Here is a 17,584-nt window from a genome sequence, read left to right as displayed (position 1 = left end):
CGAGGCGGCCCCCTCCCGGGTGAGCGGCGAATCCGTGGGGATTCCACGGGGGCGCCGCGACCGCCGAGCCGCCGCAGGGCGGCTTCGGCCCGCGTGCCGCGGCGGCCGGCCCCGATCCCCGAGACGAGGCGGAGGCGGGCCGTGGACGGCCGCGGGGCGGTCGTGGGCGAGGGCCGCCGGCAGGGCCATGAGTCCTGCCGCCCGTGCCGCCGAGGTTCAGCCTTCGGCAAAGTCGCCCCCTGAAATGGGATGAATAGCTTTCATTCGCAATGAATCGGGCATGTCGCCGTCTCGATGTCCGGATCCCGTCGTTGGACAGGAGGCGGCAACGTGCCCGGTAACAGGGGAGTGACCTACATCCGTCCGGGTGTGGTCGAGGTGCAGGACATCGACTACCCGGAATTCGTGCTCAAGGACGGCCCCGGAGTGCATCCCGCCAACGTGGGCCGCCGGCTGGATCACGGCGCGATCCTCAAGGTGGTGGCGACCAACATCTGCGGCTCCGACCAGCACATGGTGCGCGGCCGCACGACCGCGCCGTCGGGCCTGGTGCTCGGCCATGAGATCACCGGCGAGGTCGTCGAGGTGGGCCGTGACGTGGAGTTCATCAAGCCGGGCGACCTGTGCTCGGTGCCGTTCAACATCTCCTGCGGCCGCTGCCGCATGTGCAAGGAGGGGCACACCGAGGTCTGCCTCAACGTCAACCCCGCACGGCCCGGCGCGGCCTACGGCTATGTCGACATGGGCGGCTGGGTCGGCGGCCAGGCCGAGTACGCGCTGGTCCCGTACGCGGACTGGAACCTGCTGAAGTTCCCCGACAAGGACCGGGCGATGGAGAAGATCCTCGACCTGGCGATGCTCGCCGACATCTTCCCCACCGGCTACCACGGCGCGGTCAGCGCGGGCGTCACCTCCGGATCCACCGTGTACGTGGCGGGGGCGGGCCCGGTCGGCCTGGCCGCCGCGCACGCCGCGCAGTTCCTCGGCGCGGCGGTGGTGATCGTCGGGGACCTCAACAAGGAACGGCTGGAACAGGCCCGCGGCTTCGGCTGCGAGGCGGTCGACCTCTCCCAGGACGCGACGCTGCCCGAGCTGATCGAGCAGGTGCTCGGCGTGCCGGAGGTCGACGCCGCCATCGACGCCGTCGGGTTCGAGGCCAGAGGGCGCACCGGCGAGGCGCCGGCCACCGTGCTCAACTCGATCATGGAGGTCACCCGGGCGGGCGGACGGCTCGGCGTCCCCGGACTTTACGTCACCGGCGACCCGGGCGCGGTCGACGAGGCGGCCAAGACGGGCTCGCTGTCCCTGCGGATCGGCCTGGGCTGGTCCAAGTCGCACTCGCTCGCCATGGGACAGTGCCCGGTGATGCGGTACAACCGCCTTCTGATGAACGCGATCCTGCACGACCGCGTTCAGATCGCCAAGGCCGTCAACGCCACCGTGATCGGCCTGTCGGACGCCCCCCGCGGCTATGCGGAGTTCGACCGCGGCGCGGCCCAGAAGTTCGTCATCGACCCGCACGGCATGATCCCGACCTGACCGGCTCCGCGGGCCCGCCCCGGCGCGCCGCCCGGTCCCGCCCCGGAGCCGTTCGGGACCGGGGCGGAGGGCGCCGGGCGCGGGTGGCCCGTCCGCGCCCGACCGTCGTTTCGCCGGGGCGCCGCCCCTTTCGCCGTCGTTTCCGGAAGGAACGGGGCCGCGGAACCTCGATCAAGTTTGCATAGTCATGCAACAGTGTGCATACTTCTGCTTATGTCCAAGGTGCTCACCTCCCTGCCTGTCGGCGAACGCGTCGGGATCGCCTTCTCCGGCGGCCTCGACACTTCGGTAGCTGTCGCGTGGATGCGGGAGAAGGGCGCGGTCCCGTGCGCCTACACCGCCGACGTCGGCCAGTACGACGAGCCCGACATCGCCTCCGTGCCGGGGCGCGCCACCGAGTACGGAGCCGAGATCGCCCGGCTGGTCGACTGCCGGGAGGCCCTGGTGGAGGAAGGATTGGCGGCCCTGGCCTGCGGGGCGTTCCACATCCGGTCCGCCGGGCGCGTGTACTTCAACACCACCCCGCTGGGGCGGGCCGTGGTGGGCACCCTGCTGGTGCGCGCGATGCTCGAGGACGGCGTGCAGATCTGGGGCGACGGCTCCACCTTCAAGGGCAACGACATCGAGCGGTTCTACCGCTACGGCCTGCTGGCCAACCCCTCCCTGCGGATCTACAAGCCGTGGCTGGACGCCGACTTCGTCACCGAGCTGGGCGGCCGCACGGAGATGTCGCAGTGGCTGCAGGAACGCGGCCTGCCGTACCGGGACAGCACCGAGAAGGCCTACTCCACCGACGCCAACATCTGGGGCGCCACCCACGAGGCCAAGAAGCTCGAGCACCTGGACGCCGGCATCGAGATCGTCGAGCCGATCATGGGCGTGCGGTTCTGGGACCCCGCCGTCGAGATCCCCGCCGAGGACGTCACGCTCGGCTTCGAGCAGGGCCGGCCGGTGACCATCAACGGCAAGGAGTTCCCCTCCTCCGTCGATCTGGTGCTGGAGGCCAACGCCATCGGCGGCCGGCACGGCCTGGGCATGTCCGACCAGATCGAGAACCGCATCATCGAGGCCAAGAGCCGGGGCGTCTACGAGGCGCCGGGGATGGCGCTGCTGCACATCGCCTACGAGCGGCTGGTCAACGCCATCCACAATGAGGACACCCTGGAGCTCTACCACGTGCAGGGCAGGCGGCTGGGCCGGCTGCTGTACGAGGGGCGCTGGCTGGACCCGCAGGCGCTGATGCTGCGCGAATCGCTGCAGCGCTGGGTCGCCACCGCCGTCACCGGCGAGGTGACCCTGCGGCTGCGGCGCGGCGAGGACTACTCCATCCTGGACACCTCCGGTCCGGCGTTCAGCTACCACCCGGACAAGCTGTCCATGGAGCGGACCGAGGACTCGGCCTTCGGCCCGGTGGACCGCATCGGCCAGCTGACCATGCGCAACCTCGACATCGCCGACTCCCGCGCCAAGCTGGAGCAGTACGCCGAGCTCGGCATCGTCGGCGCCCCTCACCCGGCGCTGATCGGCGGCGCCGCGCAGACGGCGACGACCCGGTTGATCGACAAGCTGCCCGAGGGCGGGGCCGAGGCGATCGCCTCCCGCGGCAAGGCCCCCGGCCAGGACGACGAGCTGCTCGACCACGCCGCGATCGAGTCCGGCACCGACTGACCGCGACGCCTCGCCGCCCTCGCGTCTCGTCCTCGCATCCGTTCGCGACGCCCGCCCGGAACCGCCGGCCGCGGACGGGACCCGGAGCGGCGTAGGGCGCGGCGTCGTCCTCGGCGTCGCCCCTCCGCCGGTGCGGCGTCCGCGGCGCCCGACCCGCGTCCGCCGCACCGGGCCGCCCCGCCGGACGGGGCCGCCGCATCGCGCCCCGGAGCCCCCGGCCGGTGCCGCGATGCGGCCGGAGCGGCGCTCTGACGGCCGCCGCATGCTCCGGGGTCAGGAGGCGCGGCCGCCGGCGGGCCGCCCGAAACGCACCGGGACGCCGGGGGAGTACAGCACGCTCACCGGGTCGCCGAGGTCTGCGGCCAGTCCCGCGGCGGCGACGAGGTCCTGGTCGCAGCGCAGCAGCTCGGCGCGGTACAGCGGCCAGCGCGGGTGGGCGTTGGGCAGGTGGGCGAGGCGGCCGAAGAAGGCGGTGTGCAGGCCCCATCGGGCGGTCAGGAAGTGCTCCAGCTCGGTGGGCCGTTCGATGCGTTCGCCCCGGCGGACGACGATCCGGCTGCGGGCGCCGCGCGGCCCCGGCCAGCGGCGCGTGCTGGTGTAGCCGATGAGGTCGCCGTCCGTGCGGACCCTCATGCGCGACCACAGGTAGGGGAGCCCGAAGCCCGCCCGGCCCACGAGCACGGGGAGGAGCCGGGAGGCGTCCAGCGACCGGAAGACCACGCCGCGCCGCCCCTGCCGGTCCACCGAGTAGAGACGGACGTTGGTCTCCGGGAAGCTGCCCAGGTAGGGCAGACCGGGCAGCCGGAACCACCCCACGCGGTGCATCCGGAACGCCACGAGCCCCACATGGCTGACCCCGTCGAAGGTGTCGGGCACGGTCCCCGGGGGCAGCAGCGGCTCGACGTCCGCCGGATCCACGGCCCAGTGGATGAAGGTCAGGTCCAGCCAGGACTGGGTGAGCAGCGGACGGGGGATGTCCCAGGGCGGGTCGGCCGTGACGGGCTCGGGTCGAGGGGGCGCGGCGGACACTCCACCAGTGTCCCAGAGCCCGGTGCGAACGGCCGATCGGGGATCGTCGCGAGGGCGGCGCCCGCCGAAGAGACGAGGGGCGGAGCCGTGGCCCGCCGACAATAACGGATCTACACCGTAAAGACGGCGGTCGGTCGGCCTCGTCGATCAAGCGTCCCGGAAGCGCCCGAAGAGATCCGATCCGGACGAGCCGTGCGCCGCCGCGCCGACGGCGTGGGGTCCGGCCCGGTCGCCGGACGGGCGGTGTGCGCCCGGGCGCGGCGGTGACGAGGGGGCCGTCCCGGTGCGCCGTCCGGTTCCTCCCCTTCTCGGCTGGGCTGTCCGGTTCTGCGGTGCCGCCGTCCCGCCCCGTCCCACGGTCCCCTCACGGGCGGCCTGTGATCTCATCGCGAGGGCGGGGGAGGCGTGGGAACCTGGTGCCCGTGACGTCGGATGGCGGGAAGACCGCGGCCCACCGGGTGATGGGCCGGCCGCGCGTGACCTCGCGGGCGGCGCTGGAACGCCTGGCGTTCGAGCTGTTCGCCCGGCAGGGGTTCGAAGCGACCACGGTGGACGACATCGCCGCGGCGGCGGGGATCGGGCGGCGGACGTTCTTCCGCTACTTCTCCTCCAAGAACGACCTGGTGTGGGGGGACTTCGAGGGGCAGCTGCGGAGGCTGCTCACGCTGCTGGAGGAGACCGGTCCGGACGTCCCGGTGATGGACGCGATACGCCGGGCCGTGGTGGAGTTCAACCGGTTCGACCCCCGGCAGGTGCCCTGGCACCGGCAGCGCATGGAGCTCATCCTGGGCGTGCCGACCCTGCAGGCGGACGCGACCCTGCGGTACGCCTCCTGGCGCGCGGTGATCACCGAGTTCGTGGCCGGACGCACCGGGCTGCCGCCGTCGGCGATGGTCCCCCGGCTCGCCGGCAACGTCGTTTTGGCGGCCGCGGTCTCCGCCTATGAGCACTGGCTGTCCGGTGAGGGGGGAGCCGAGCTGTCCGAGCTGCTGGACGAGGCGATCCGGCAGGTGGGGGCGGGGCTCGCGGCGGTGCTGGACGACGCCGGCGCGTGAGGTCGCCCGGCGGTGCATCGAACGGCGACGCCGACCGGGCCGATGGGCGGCTCACCCGGCCGAGGTCCGGGGCCTGCGCCGGCGCGTGAGGTCATCCGGAGCGTCGGCGCATGGCGTGGGCGACGAGCTCGCCGATGAGGACCGCCGTCGCGGCGGGGCCGCGCAGCGGCGCGGTCGGGAGGATGGAGGTGTCGGCGACGCGGAGCCCGGTCAGGCCGTGCACCCTGCCGCGGGCGTCGACGGCGTCGCCCATCGGCACGGTGCCGCAGGTGTGCTGGGAGGTGCCGAGCCGGGTGCGTATCCACCGGTCGAGCAGACGGTCGTCGTCCAGCGTCGCGGGCGAGGGCGCCACCAGCCCGCTGGACACCTCGCCGAAGGCGTCCGTGGCCGTGATCGCCGCGGTCGCCCGCACCGCCTCGCGCATGCGGCGCCGGTCGGCCTCGTCCTGCAGATAGCCGTACTCGATGCGGGGCGGGACGTCGGGGTCGGCCGACACGGTGCGCACCCCGCCGGTCCGCCGGGGGGTCTGCACCGACACCAGGAAGGGCAGGGGCGCGTCGGGGACCGTCGTCCTTCCGGAGACCAGCCCGGCCATCGGCACCAGGGACTGCAGGATCTCCAGGTCCCCCGCGTCCTCCCCGCCCGAGGAGGACAGGTGCAGCAGTCCGCCGAGCCAGGAGCCCGTCGGCTCCTCGGGCGGCCGGCGGGGCGTCCACTCCAGGACCACCTGGGGGTGGTCGCTGAGCGCGGCGCCGACGGCGGGCAGGTCGCAGACGATGGGGATGCCGGCCCGGGCCAGCTCCGCCGCCGGGCCGATCCCCGACAGGTGCAGCAGGTGCGGCGTGACCAGCGCGCCGGCGCACAATACGATCTCACCGGCCTCCAGCACGGCTCGTCGCCCGTGGTGCTCGACCACCACCCCGACCGCCCGGCCGCGGCGGACGACCACCGACCGCGCCGCGTGCCCGCCCAGCACGGTGAGGTTCGGGCGGTCGAGCGCGCCGCCGAGCAGGTAGGCGATCCCGGTGTTGATCCGCCGTCCGTCCACCGCGTTCGAGGGCACCGGGCCGAACCCCGGAGGGTCCTGGGCGTTCTTGTCGGGATCGGGCCGATGCCCCAGCTCGCGGGCGGCGGCCTGGAACGCCGCGGCGGCGGGGTGCCGCAGGTCCACGCGGCGGACCGGGATCGGGCCGCGGTCGCCGTGCAGCGGGGTGGCCCCGTGGTCCAGGTCGGTCTCCAGGGCGCGCAGGAAGGGCAGCGCCCTCCGGTACGACCAGAGCTCCTCGCCCGCCTGGGCGGCCCAGCGGTCGAAGTCCGCGCGCCGGGCCCGCACGAAGTATCCGCCGTTGACGGTGGTCGAGCCGCCGAGGACGCGTCCGCGCGCCGCCCGGTAGGGCAGGCCGGGCGCGAGGCGGGCCGGCAGCGTCCGGACGGCGGGGTCTCCCGGGCGGGCGCCGGGCACGAGACGGGCGTCCAGCAGGTCGGGGGGGAACGCCGACGGGGCCCGCGGCACCGGGCCGGCCTCCACCACCAGGACCCGGCGGTCGGCGTCCTCGCTGAGCCGGGCCGCCAGGGCGGCGCCGCTGCCGCCGGCGCCGACCACGAGCACATCGGGCCTGCCGGGATACGGCGAAGTCATCCCTTGCGGAGCCTTCCTTTTGGCACTCGATGCATTTAGTATCCCTCCCAGCCGGTGACGTAGGCGACCCCTGCGCGCCGTCGACCGTCACCGCACGTCAGCGAAGGAGAGCGCCATGGACATCACCACCTCCGAGAACCGGGTCCACGAGCAGGCCGACGACTGGACCGAGGAGCCCGCCGTCGTCGAGGCGCTGATCGAGGAGGTCTCGATCGACGGCATGTGCGGCGTCTACTGAGACCCTTCATGCCGGACATCGACCTGGACCGCGCCTGGGACCTGCATCCGCAGGTCTCGGTGCGGCCCGAGCCCTTCGGCGCGCTGCTGTACCACTTCGGGACCCGCAAGCTGTCCTTCCTCAAGGACCGTCGGCTGCTGGCGGTCCTCGAGGGCCTGGCGGACGCGCCCACGGCCCGGGACGCCTGCACGGCGGCGGGCGTCCCCGCATCCGACCTGGCCGCCTACCGCGCGGCGCTGAGCGCGCTGGCCCGGTCGTCCATGCTCGTCGAGAGGACCTCATGACCACCACACCGCGGCTGGTCGACCTGTTCGAGCACGGGCTCGACGCCCCGATCTGCCTGACCTGGGAGCTCACCTACGCCTGCAACCTGGCCTGCGCGCACTGCCTGTCCAGCTCGGGACGGCGCGACCCGCGCGAGCTGAGCACCGAGGAGTGCAAGGCCGTCATCGACGAGCTGGAGGCCATGCAGGTCTTCTACGTCAACATCGGCGGCGGGGAGCCGACCGTCCGCTCCGACTTCTGGGAGCTGCTGGACTACGCCACCGCCCACCGCGTGGGGGTGAAGTTCTCCACCAACGGCGTGCGGATCACCCCCGAGACGGCGCGACGGCTGGCGGCCAACGACTATGTGGACGTGCAGATCTCGCTGGACGGGGCGACCCCCGAGGTCAACGACGCGGTGCGCGGGCCCGGCTCCTATGAGATCGCGCTGCGGGCCCTGCGCAACCTCGCCGACGCCGGGATGAAAAACGCCAAGCTGTCGGTGGTGTGCACCCGGCACAACATCCCGCAGCTGGACGAGTTCAAGAAGATCGCCGACGCCCACGGCGCCCAGCTCCGGCTGACCCGGCTGCGCCCCTCCGGCCGGGGCGCCGACGTGTGGGACGAGCTGCATCCCACCGCCGAGCAGCAGCGCCGGCTGTACGAGTGGCTGCTCGAGCACGGCGAGAACGTGCTGACCGGCGACTCCTTCTTCCACCTGTCGGCCTACGGGCAGTCGCTGCCCGGGCTGAACCTGTGCGGCGCCGGGCGGGTGGTGTGCCTCATCGACCCGGTCGGCGACGTGTACGCCTGCCCGTTCACCATCCACGAGCGGTTCCGCGCGGGCAACGTCCGCGAGCCCGGCGGCTTCACCGAGGTCTGGCGGGAGTCGGAGCTGTTCCGCGACCTGCGCCGGCCGCAGAACGGCGGAGCGTGCGCCTCCTGCTCCTTCTACGACACCTGCAAGGGCGGCTGCATGGCCGCCAAGTTCTTCACCGGCCTGCCGCTGGACGGCCCCGACCCCGAGTGCGTCCAGGGCCACGGCGAGGAGCTGCTGGCCCGGCGGCCGGCGGACCGGTCGGGCATCCCCAGGCCGTCGGTCGACCACTCCCGCCGGGGACCGGTCCCGGTGAGGCTCGGCCGCCGACCCGACCCGGAGCTGCCGCCGGTCAGCGAGTGCGCCGAGAGCCCGCTGGCGGGCCTGCGGCTTCCCTGAGACCAACCCGTCCTCGGGCGGCGGCCGGTCCCGGCCGCCGCCCCCCGGCTAGGAGAGACCCCATGCCCCTCCGGAACCCCTGGTTCGAGACCGTGGCCGAGGCCCAGCGCAGGGCCAAGAGGCGGCTGCCGTACATGGTCTACGGAGCCCTCCTCGCCGGATCCGAGCGCGGCCGGACCGTCAAGGACAACATGGACGCCTTCGGCGACCTGGGGTTCGCGCCCCGCGTCGTCGGGCACCGGGCCGAGCGGGATCTGTCGACCACGGTGATGGGCGTGCAGACCTCGATGCCCGTCCTGATCTCCCCCACCGGGGTCCAGGCCGTGCACCCCGACGGCGAGGTGGCGGTGGCGCGCGCGGCGGCCAACCGGGGCGTCATCATGGGGCTCAGCTCCTTCGCCAGCAAGCCCGTCGAAGAGGTCGTCGCGGCCAACCCCGACACCTTCTTCCAGATGTACTGGAGCGGGGACCGGGACGCGATGCTCCAGCGCATGGAGCGGGCCCGCAAGGCCGGGGTCAAGGGGCTGATCGTGACCTTGGACTGGTCGTTCTCCCACGGTCGGGACTGGGGCAGCCCGACCATCCCCGACAAGATCGACTTCAAGACCATGGTGAAGATGGCGCCGGGGGTGCTGCCGCGTCCCGGCTGGCTGTGGCGGTTCGTCAAGACCGGGCGCATCCCCGACCTCACCGTCCCCAACATGCGGCCGCCGGGCGGCCCGGCCCCCACCTTCTTCGGCGCGTACGGCGAGTGGATGCAGACCCCGCCGCCCACCTGGGACGACGTGAAGTGGCTGCGGGAGGAATGGGGCGGCCCGTTCATGCTCAAGGGCGTCACCCGGGTGGACGACGCCAAGCGGGCGGTCGACATCGGGGTCACCGCGCTGTCGGTCTCCAACCACGGCGGCAACAACCTGGACACCACGCCCGCCACCATCCGTCTGCTGCCCTCCATCGCCGAGGCGGTCGGCGACCAGGTCGAGGTGCTGCTCGACGGCGGCGTGCGACGCGGCGGGGACGTGGCCAAGGCCCTCGCCCTGGGCGCGCGGGCGGTGCTCATCGGCCGCGCCTACCTGTGGGGGCTGGCCGTCAACGGGCAGGCCGGGGTGGAGAACGTGCTGGACATCATGCGCAGCGGCCTGGACTCCGCCGTCCTGGGGCTGGGGCATTCCAGCGTCCACGAGCTGTCCCCCGACGACCTGTACGTCCCGCCCGGTTTCCGGGTGACGCTGGGCGGCGGGGCGGTCGCCGACGCCCAGGCGGACTGACGTGCCCGGCGACCGGGCGGGGGAGTCGGCGGGGTCGCTGGCGGACCGCGCCTGGCCGGAGGTCCGGGCGGATCCGCTGGTCCTGCTGCCGATCGGGTCGACCGAGCAGCACGGGCCGCATCTGCCGCTGTCCACCGACACCGTGATCGCCCAGGCCGTCGCCGAACGCGCGGCCGACGCCCTGCGCCCGCGCTCGGCCGGGCAGGTGCTCGTCGCGCCGCCGCTCGCCTACGGCGCCAGCGGCGAGCACGCGGACTTCCCCGGGACGATCTCGATCGGCCATGAGGCGCTGGGCGCGGTGATCGTGGAGGCCGTGCGGTCGCTGGCGCCGTGGGCCGGGAGGATCGTCCTGGTCAACGGGCACGGCGGGAACGTCCCCACGCTCGATGCCGCCGTGCGGCGGCTGCGCGACGAGGGGCACCGGGTCGCCTGGGCGGCCTGCCAGGCCCCGGGCGGCGACGCGCACGCCGGTCGCACCGAGACCTCGGTCATGCTGCACCTGGCCCCTCATCTGGTGCGGCCGTTCGAGGAGGTCGCCGGGGACCCCCGCCCGCTCGCCGCGATCATGCCCGACCTGGTCGCCCGCGGCGTGCGCGCCGTCTCGCCCTCGGGTGTCCTCGGTGCGCCGGCCGGGGCCTCGGCCGACGAGGGCCGCCGGATCGTGCGGGCCATGGTGTCGTCCCTCGTCCGGCGGGTCGAGGGCGGACGCGTCGACGACCGCGGCCGCCTCCTCGACCCCGACGCGCCGCACGGGCCGCGCCGCCCCTGACCGCCCGCGGGCGTCCCGGTCATCCGGCGGGGCGTGCGGGGGTCACCGGTTGAGGGTGCCCAGGTCGACGCGCATCTGGGAGCCGGTGATGTACTTGGCCTCGTCGGAGGCCAGGAAGGCGACCATGTTGGCGATGTCCTCGGGCTCGACCATCTGGTAGGGCAGCGCCGGCATGTAGAGGGGGGCGAGCATCGGCGACTGCCCCAGGAAGTCCCGCATCGAGTCGTCGGTCATGCCGGTGCGGACGCCGTGCGGGTGGATCGTGTTGACCCGGATGTCGTGCTCGGCCAGCTCGTTGGCCAGGGTCTTGGCCAGGCCGACCACGCCGTGCTTGGAGGAGGCGTAGTGGGCCAGGAAGGGCAGACCCTTCAGGCCCGCCACCGAGCTGATGATGATGATCGATCCGCCCTGGCCCTGCTCGATCAGGATCGGAACGGTGGCCTTGACCGTCTTCCACACCCCGGTGAGGTTGACGTCGATGACGTCCTGCCACTGCTCCTCGGTCAGCTCCCAGGTGCGGCCGTAGTTGACGATCCCCGCGTTGGCCACCACGACGTCCAGCCGCCCGAACTCCGCGACGCCTTCGCGGACCACCGCCTCCAGCCCGGCCAGGTCGCGCACGTCCGCCTTGCGGGCCAGCACCCGCCGCCCCTGCTCCTTCACCAGCTCGGCGGTCCGGTCCAGGTCGGCCTGCGTGGCCGGGGGGTATTTGACGTATTCGCTGGGGTTGTCGACGAGGTCGATCGCGATGATGTCCGCGCCCTCGGCGGCGAGCCGGACGGCCTCGGCTCGTCCCTGCCCGCGCGCCGCACCGGTGATGAAAGCGACCTTGCCGGTCAAACGTCCCATGGGATGCCTCCACGGTGGCCGGACCCGGCGAAGGGGGACGGGCGGTTCCGAGAGGTGAGACGAGCGCCCGCGGGGGGCCGGGCCGATGATCGGTACGGGTGGTCATGATGGCACTCGGTGTCAAAAGGGGCAAGAGGGTCACGGCGGTCTCCGGTGGGCGTTGTCGACTCCCCTCCGCGAGGTCTGAAGGGGGATGCGCTCGGGGCGGCCGCGACGGCGACGGGGCGGCGGCGAGGCGTCGCCCCTGAGGTCGCGGGGGTTCCGGTGCGTCCCCTCGATCGTTTCCTCGAAGGGGCAAGGCGGATAATTATGGTTGATTATGGATTTATTTATCCATAGCGGGCTGGTCGGCGGAGGTTCGACTCCACGGCGGCTCTGGCCTTCTCGTCATTCGACGGGCGGTTCGGATCGGCCTCGCCCCAAGGCGGTCGCATCCCCACCCGGTGAGGGCAATCGGCGGGATCCGGTGAATTCAGGAGTATGATCCCTTCAGTCTCGTGACCGCCGCATGGGGGCTCGGATATGGCCGACCTGGATCCCGAACTCGCCGAACAGCTGAAGTTCGACGTGCCGCACGCCGCCCGGATCTGGAACTACTGGATGGGCGGCAAGGACAACTTCGAGGCCGACCGCGCCGCCGGGGAGGCCGTGGCCGAGGTCTATCCCGAGATCGTCGTCATGGCGCGGGAGTCCCGGCGGTTCCTCATCCGGGCGGTGCGCCACCTGGCGGCCGAGGCGGGCGTCCGGCAGTTCCTCGACGTGGGGACCGGTCTGCCCACCATGGAGAACACCCATCAGGTCGCCCAGCGGGTCGCCCCCGAATCCCGGGTCGTCTACGTGGACAACGACCCGCTGGTGCTGGTGCACGCCCGCGCCCTGCTGACCGACGTCACCGCCGAGGGGTCGGCCGCCTACGTGCACGCCGACTACCACGACCCGGAGAAGATCCTCGCCGAGGCGGCGAAGTCGCTGGACTTCGACCGGCCGATCGCGGTGATGTTCATGGGGGTCCTCGGCTATGAGCCCGACCTGGACGTGGTGCGCTCCATCGTGGGGCGGATGATGGACGCCGTCGCGCCCGGCAGCCATCTGGTGCTGTGGGACGGCACCGACACCGGCTCGGCCGTGGTCGAGGGCGCCGACAGGCTGGTGGAGAGCGGCGGCGCCCCCTACATCCTGCGCAGCCCCGATCAGCTCGCCCGCTGCTTCGCCGGCCTGGAGATGCTGGAGCCGGGCCTGGTCCCCATCACGCAGTGGCGTCCGGACGGCCCCGACGCCGAGCCGATCGACGCCTACGGCGCGGTCGCCCGCAAACCCTGAGCGGACGCCCGCGGCGGGAACGCCGGGACCCGTCGGTGCGGCCGTGACGCGGGATGATCATCATGCCGACGTCCGGGACGGCCACCGGCCGGCCTCCTCGTCGGTGACCCTGCGCTCGACGGTGATGAGACGGCGGCCGACCTTGAGGACCTCGGCGGAGGCGTGCACGCGGTCGCCCTCGGCGCGCGCCGGGTGCCGGACGTGCAGGTCGACGGTGGCCGGAGGGCGGGCGGCGGTGTTCGGCCCGCCGGCGTCGGCGGCGGCCGTGCCGGCGGTCCGGTCGATCAGCGCGACGACGGCCCCGCCGTGCGGCATCTCCATCGGTCATGCCCTGAACATCCGCGCCCCCGGTCCGACGGGCGCGGGCCGACTCCCGCCGGACCGGGGGCGCCCTCGGTCCGGCGGGACGTGTCCGGAGGGCGGATCAGCGGGTGCGGGCGACCTCGGCGGCGATGGCGCGCATGGCCGGCAGGGTCTCCTCGTCGTCGATGTTCAGGCCGGTGGTGCGCACGATGACGACCTTGTGCCGGGTGGAGACGTAGATCTTCTGGTCGAAGGCGCCGGAGGCGTAGAAGCCCTCGCCCGGGTCGATCCACCAGTGCAGCCCGTAGGAGGGGCTGACCCCGGTCGGGGCGGTGGCCGCGGCGACCCAGTCGCGGGGGACGACCTGGCGGCCCGCGACGACGCCGTGGTCGAGCATCAGCTTGCCGAAGCGGGCGTAGTCGCGGACGGTGGCGTAGAAGCAGCAGTACCCCATGCCGTTGCCGTTGGAGTCGTTGCCGACATAGGCGTCGGCGGCCATGCCCGCCGGCTCCCAGATCTTCTGCTGGATGTACCGGTGGAAGGGCATGCCGGTGGCCCGCTGCAGGACGAGGGCCAGAACGGCGCTGTTGAGGCTGTTGTAGCTGAACCGGGTGCCCGGCTCCCAGCCGCGTCGGGCGGCGGCCGCCATCTGCAGGGTGCTCTGGACGCCCAGGCTCGCCGACAGATGCAGAGGGATGTTGTCGGGGACCTCGTTCCAGGCGATGCCCGAGGACATCCGCAGCAGGTTCCGCAGCGAGACGTCGCCGTAGGCGGAGTTCCTCAGCTCGGGGACGTAGGCGCCGACCGTGTCGTCCAGGTCGCGGATCCTCCCCTCGCGCAGGGCGATCCCGACGGCGTCGGCGGTGAAGGACTTGGCCATCGACCAGGACTGGAACAGTGAGTGGCGGGTGAAGCCCCACCCGTACCACTCCATGACGATCCGGTCGCCGTCCAGGACCGCGAACCCCTGGGCGGTGCGGTTCAGATAGTCCTGCAGGGTGCGGGTCCTGCCGTTCACCGTGTAGGTGACGTTCAGCTTCCTGGGCGCGCTGACCAGCGTCGTCGGGCGGGAGGACGCCCGGAGCGGGTCGAAGCCGGGAAGCACCGAGTACGGCCAGCCGGCGTCCACCGCCGGGGCGGCGGAGGAGGGCCGGACCGGGGCGGCCTGGGCGGCGGGGGCGCACAGGCCGACGGTCAGGGCGGCGGCCATGGCCGCGGACAGCAGTCTGGGGGGCATGGGGGCGCTCCTGGGGGGTGAGAGCACGGCGTCGGCGGGCCGGTGCCGTGACGATGAGGGCGCGGGGGACGAGCGGCCGGTGCGGACACGGCGGGGCGGAGGGCTCCTGTGCGCGGACGGCTCTGCCGCACGGCCCATCGACCCCCTACTTACGATGTAAGTACGTAAGTACCGACCCGGAATCTAACATGATCGGCCTCGCCCGGGCAGCCCCTCGTGCACGGCCGGACACCGTGCGGCGTTCCCGTTCGTCGACGCGGACGGGTGTGCGAGGGACGTCCGCGGGAACGGTCGCCGGGGCGAGGGGCCGGACGCGCTCTGCGGGACCGCCGGCGCCGAGCCGACCGTCGCCCTCCGGCCCGGGGCGCCGGCCCCGGTGACCGGCGCGCACCCCCTTCCTTTCTGCACACGGTGCCATTAACCTGGCGGGCGCCCCTCGGCGCCGGGCGCCGACACGGGACGCGCGCCGCCTCCGGCGCCGGACGCGAGCAGACCGCCCCGGCGACGGGGTGGGCGGACGGCGACCCGTGCCGGCCCTCGGCGAGCCCGCATGAGACGCCGCGCCGGCGGATGGAGGATCAGCCCCTGTGACCCCGCCCCTGCCGAACGGATTCCGCATCACCGTGGACGACGGCGCCAGAGAGCTCGCCGAGGGACTGTGGTTCGGCGGCTCCCCGGCCCGCGTGGTGCGCCTGAGCGCCGCGGGCCTGGCCGCCTGGCGGGAGCTGCGCGACGGTCCGGTCTCCTCGCCGGTCACGGGCGCCCTGGCCCGCCGCCTCACCGACGCCGGTCTGGCCCATCCGTGCCCTCCCCCCGCCCGCGCGGCCGACGTGACCGTGGTGATCCCCGTCCTGGACCGTCCCGTGCTGCTGGACCGCTGCCTGTCCGCGCTCGGCGGCCGACACCCCGTTCTGGTCGTCGACGACGGGTCCGCCGATGCGGCCGCCGTCGCCGAGGTCGCCCGGCGACACGGCGCCGAGCTGGTGCGGCGACCGGTGAACGGCGGACCCGCCGCCGCCCGCAACACCGGGTTGGAGCACACCTCCAGCGAGCTGGTCGCCTTCCTCGACAGCGACTGCCTGCCGGACCCCGACTGGATCGACCGGCTGGCCGGGCACTTCGCCGATCCGCTGGTCGCGGCGGTCGCTCCCCGCATCGTCGCGCTCGCCCGCGACACCGGGCCGGGCCGCTACGCGCGCGCCAACGGCGGCCTGGACCTGGGCGACCGCCCGGCGCGGGTGGTCCCGGGCGCACGGGTGTCGTACGTGCCGACCGCCGCGCTGCTGGCCCGCCGCTCCGCCCTGCTGGAGGCGGCGCGCGGCGAGACGGTGTTCGACCCGACGATGCCGGTGGGGGAGGATGTCGACCTGATCTGGCGGTTGCACGAACGCGGCTGGCGGATCCGCTACGAACCCGCGGTGCGGATCGGCCACCACGAGCCGCCCACCTGGGGCGGCCTGCTGCTTCGGCGGTTCCGCTACGGCACCTCGGCCGCTCCGCTGGCGGTGCGTCACCCCGTCGCGATATCTCCGCTGGCGCTGCATCCCTGGCCCGCGCTGACCGTCGCCGCGCTGCTGGCCCGCCGTCCGCTCGCCGCCGCCGCGGCGTTCGGCATGGCGAACCTGACGATGCGCCGCAGGCTTCGCCGGGCGGGCGTCCCGACCCGGGGGGTGCCGCGCGCGATGGCCGAGGCGACGTATCGGACCTGGCTCGGCATCGGCCGTTATGCCGCCCAGTTCGCCGGCCCGGCGCTGCTCGCCCTCCTGGCGAGCGGAGGGCGCCGCCGGTCCCGGAGCATCGCCGTGGCCTCGCTGCTGCTCGGTCCCCCCCTGGCCGCCTGGGCCGAACGCCGCCCCGACCTGGACCCGGTGCGGTTCACGCTCGGCGTCCTGGCCGACGACATGGCCTACGGGGCCGGGGTGTGGGCCGGCTGTCTCCGCCACCGCACCGTCATCCCGGTCCGGCCCGTGATCGTCGGCAAGCCGATCTGATCGCTGCGCCGGCCGTCGTCCCGACGCGGGGCCGGACGCCTCTTCGAGGGCCGTCCGTCCGCTCCGCGGAAGGTGCCCGATTCCGGCCGGACGGGGCGGCGAAGACGCGTACGGTCGTGCCGGAACGATCCGGCACGAGCGTGGGGGAGCGCGAGGTGAAGACCGTCGCGAAGCTGGCCGACGGACGCGAGCTGATCTACTACACCGCCGGCGGGACGCCCGTGCGGGCGCCGGCCGACCGGCGTCCGCCGACATCGCCGGCGATGCGCAGCGAGGTGCGCCGGGACGTGGTGACCGGAGACCACGTGATCATCGCGGCGCACCGTCAGGACCGGACCTACCAGCCGCCGCCGGGGGAGTGCCCGCTGTGCCCGTCCCGGGACGGACGGCTGAGCGAGATCCCCGCCGACGACTACGAGGTGGTGGTCCTGGAGAACCGCTTCCCCTCGCTGGTGGGGGAGACCGGACGCTGCGAGGTGGTGTGCTTCACCTCCGACCATCACCTGTCGTTCGCGGACCTGCCGGCGGACCGCGTCCGTCTGGTGCTGGAGGCCTGGATCGACCGCACCGCCGAGCTGTCGGCCCTGCCGCAGGTGCGGCAGGTGTACTGCTTCGAGAACCGGGGCGCCGAGATCGGCGTGACGTTGCAGCACCCGCACGGGCAGATCTACGCCCTCCCGTTCATCGCCCCGCGCACCGCGAAGATGATCGAGCAGGCGGCCCGGCACCGGCGCGAGACCGGCCGCAATCTCTTCGAGGATCTGCTGGCCGCTCAGCGGGCCGACCCCGAACGGGTGGTGCTGGCCGCCGAGCACTGGACCGCCTTCGTCCCCCACGCCGCCCGCTGGCCCTATGAGGTGCACCTGTACCCCAACCGCCGGGTGCCCGACCTGACCGCGCTGAACGAGGCCGAACGCGCCGAGTTCCCCGGCCTGTACCTGGAGCTCCTCCGCCGTTTCGACCGGCTGTTCCTCGAGCCCGGCCGGGCCGTCCGGGCGGCCCCGACCCCGTACGTGGCGGCCTGGCACCAGGCCCCTCGGGGCGAGGGGGAGCTGGCCCTGCACCTGGAGCTGTTCACCGTCCGGCGCGCGGCGGACAGGCTGAAGCACCTGGCCGGCACCGAGTCCGGCATGGAGGCGTTCGTCAACGACGTCGCGCCCGAGGCGGCGGCCCGGCGGCTGCGCGAGGTCGCCTCCTGA

General features: G+C 73.6%; 16 protein-coding genes. 11 read left to right on the top strand and 5 right to left on the bottom strand.

Translation table 11 applies throughout. The features are described 5' to 3' along the window. The first annotated feature begins 330 nt into the window (after positions 1 to 330). Complete coding sequence (fdhA, locus tag EIO00_RS18335) at positions 331 to 1,539, top strand: formaldehyde dehydrogenase, glutathione-independent (RefSeq protein WP_140180597.1); 1,209 nt, start codon at positions 331 to 333, stop codon at positions 1,537 to 1,539. 213 nt (positions 1,540 to 1,752) lie between these two features. Further along, the gene (gene argG, locus EIO00_RS18330) at positions 1,753 to 3,207 is read left to right on the top strand and encodes an argininosuccinate synthase (protein WP_140180595.1); all 1,455 of its coding nucleotides are present in this window, start codon (positions 1,753 to 1,755) and stop codon (positions 3,205 to 3,207) included. A gap of 273 nt (positions 3,208 to 3,480) precedes the next feature. Here argG and EIO00_RS18325 read toward each other — a convergent pair whose 3' ends face one another. After that, positions 3,481 to 4,236 carry a YqjF family protein gene (locus tag EIO00_RS18325; protein WP_140180593.1) on the bottom strand — a complete coding sequence of 252 codons (756 nt, stop codon included), beginning with the start codon at positions 4,234 to 4,236 and terminating at the stop codon, positions 3,481 to 3,483. A gap of 422 nt (positions 4,237 to 4,658) precedes the next feature. Here EIO00_RS18325 and mftR point away from each other — a divergent pair, with 422 nt between their 5' ends. Further along, positions 4,659 to 5,291, top strand: coding sequence for a mycofactocin system transcriptional regulator (gene mftR, locus EIO00_RS18320; protein ID WP_241661446.1), 633 nt, complete (start codon positions 4,659 to 4,661; stop codon positions 5,289 to 5,291). A 91-nt stretch (positions 5,292 to 5,382) separates the two neighbouring features. Here mftR and mftG read toward each other — a convergent pair whose 3' ends face one another. Then, positions 5,383 to 6,930, bottom strand: coding sequence for a mycofactocin dehydrogenase MftG (gene mftG, locus EIO00_RS18315; RefSeq protein WP_140180592.1), 1,548 nt, complete (start codon positions 6,928 to 6,930; stop codon positions 5,383 to 5,385). Between the two features lie 115 nt (positions 6,931 to 7,045). Between mftG and mftA the strand changes: the two genes are divergently transcribed. From mftA to mftE, 5 genes are all read left to right on the top strand, one after another. Next, complete coding sequence (gene mftA / locus EIO00_RS18310) at positions 7,046 to 7,168, top strand: mycofactocin precursor MftA (RefSeq protein ID WP_140180590.1); 123 nt, start codon at positions 7,046 to 7,048, stop codon at positions 7,166 to 7,168. Between the two features lie 8 nt (positions 7,169 to 7,176). Next, positions 7,177 to 7,452: a mycofactocin biosynthesis chaperone MftB gene (gene mftB, locus EIO00_RS18305; protein ID WP_140180588.1), complete on the top strand. Its 276-nt coding sequence runs from the start codon at positions 7,177 to 7,179 to the stop codon at positions 7,450 to 7,452. Beyond that, positions 7,449 to 8,648: a mycofactocin radical SAM maturase gene (gene mftC / locus EIO00_RS18300; RefSeq protein WP_140180586.1), complete on the top strand. Its 1,200-nt coding sequence runs from the start codon at positions 7,449 to 7,451 to the stop codon at positions 8,646 to 8,648. Before mftB ends, mftC begins: the two co-directional genes overlap by 4 nt. 62 nt (positions 8,649 to 8,710) lie before the next feature. Further along, positions 8,711 to 9,916 carry a pre-mycofactocin synthase MftD gene (gene mftD, locus EIO00_RS18295; RefSeq protein WP_140180584.1) on the top strand — a complete coding sequence of 402 codons (1,206 nt, stop codon included), beginning with the start codon at positions 8,711 to 8,713 and terminating at the stop codon, positions 9,914 to 9,916. Position 9,917: 1 nt separating this feature from the next. Beyond that, complete coding sequence (gene mftE, locus EIO00_RS18290) at positions 9,918 to 10,685, top strand: mycofactocin biosynthesis peptidyl-dipeptidase MftE (RefSeq protein WP_241661445.1); 768 nt, start codon at positions 9,918 to 9,920, stop codon at positions 10,683 to 10,685. Positions 10,686 to 10,727: 42 nt separating this feature from the next. On the opposite strand, the gene EIO00_RS18285 is transcribed toward mftE, so the two are convergent. Continuing rightward, on the bottom strand, positions 10,728 to 11,534 hold the full coding sequence (locus EIO00_RS18285; protein WP_140180581.1) for a mycofactocin-coupled SDR family oxidoreductase: 807 nt from the start codon (positions 11,532 to 11,534) through the stop codon (positions 10,728 to 10,730). 522 nt (positions 11,535 to 12,056) lie between these two features. On the opposite strand from EIO00_RS18285, the gene EIO00_RS18280 reads away from it, so the two are divergent. Further along, positions 12,057 to 12,854, top strand: a complete 798-nt coding sequence (locus tag EIO00_RS18280; protein WP_140180579.1) for an SAM-dependent methyltransferase — start codon at positions 12,057 to 12,059, stop codon at positions 12,852 to 12,854. Between the two features lie 60 nt (positions 12,855 to 12,914). Here the strand turns inward: EIO00_RS18280 and EIO00_RS18275 are convergent, their stop codons facing one another. After that, entirely contained in the window at positions 12,915 to 13,175 is a 261-nt protein-coding gene (locus tag EIO00_RS18275) for a hotdog domain-containing protein (protein WP_241661444.1), read from the bottom strand. Between the two features lie 103 nt (positions 13,176 to 13,278). After that, complete coding sequence (locus EIO00_RS18270; protein WP_140180578.1) at positions 13,279 to 14,394, bottom strand: serine hydrolase domain-containing protein; 1,116 nt, start codon at positions 14,392 to 14,394, stop codon at positions 13,279 to 13,281. Positions 14,395 to 14,981: 587 nt separating this feature from the next. Here EIO00_RS18270 and mftF point away from each other — a divergent pair. Together mftF and galT are read left to right on the top strand one after the other, a co-directional pair. After that, a complete protein-coding gene (gene mftF, locus EIO00_RS18265; protein ID WP_140180577.1) occupies positions 14,982 to 16,385 on the top strand; it encodes a mycofactocin biosynthesis glycosyltransferase MftF in 1,404 nt (467 codons plus the stop codon). Between the two features lie 155 nt (positions 16,386 to 16,540). Next, complete coding sequence (gene galT, locus EIO00_RS18260; RefSeq protein ID WP_140180576.1) at positions 16,541 to 17,584, top strand: galactose-1-phosphate uridylyltransferase; 1,044 nt, start codon at positions 16,541 to 16,543, stop codon at positions 17,582 to 17,584.

The sequence above is a fragment of the Thermomonospora catenispora genome (assembly GCF_006363815.1).
Taxonomy (GTDB): Bacteria; Actinomycetota; Actinomycetes; order Streptosporangiales; family Streptosporangiaceae; genus Thermomonospora; species Thermomonospora catenispora.
Note: the sequence above shows the minus strand (reverse complement) of the source record. Positions and strands in the feature narration are given on the sequence as shown.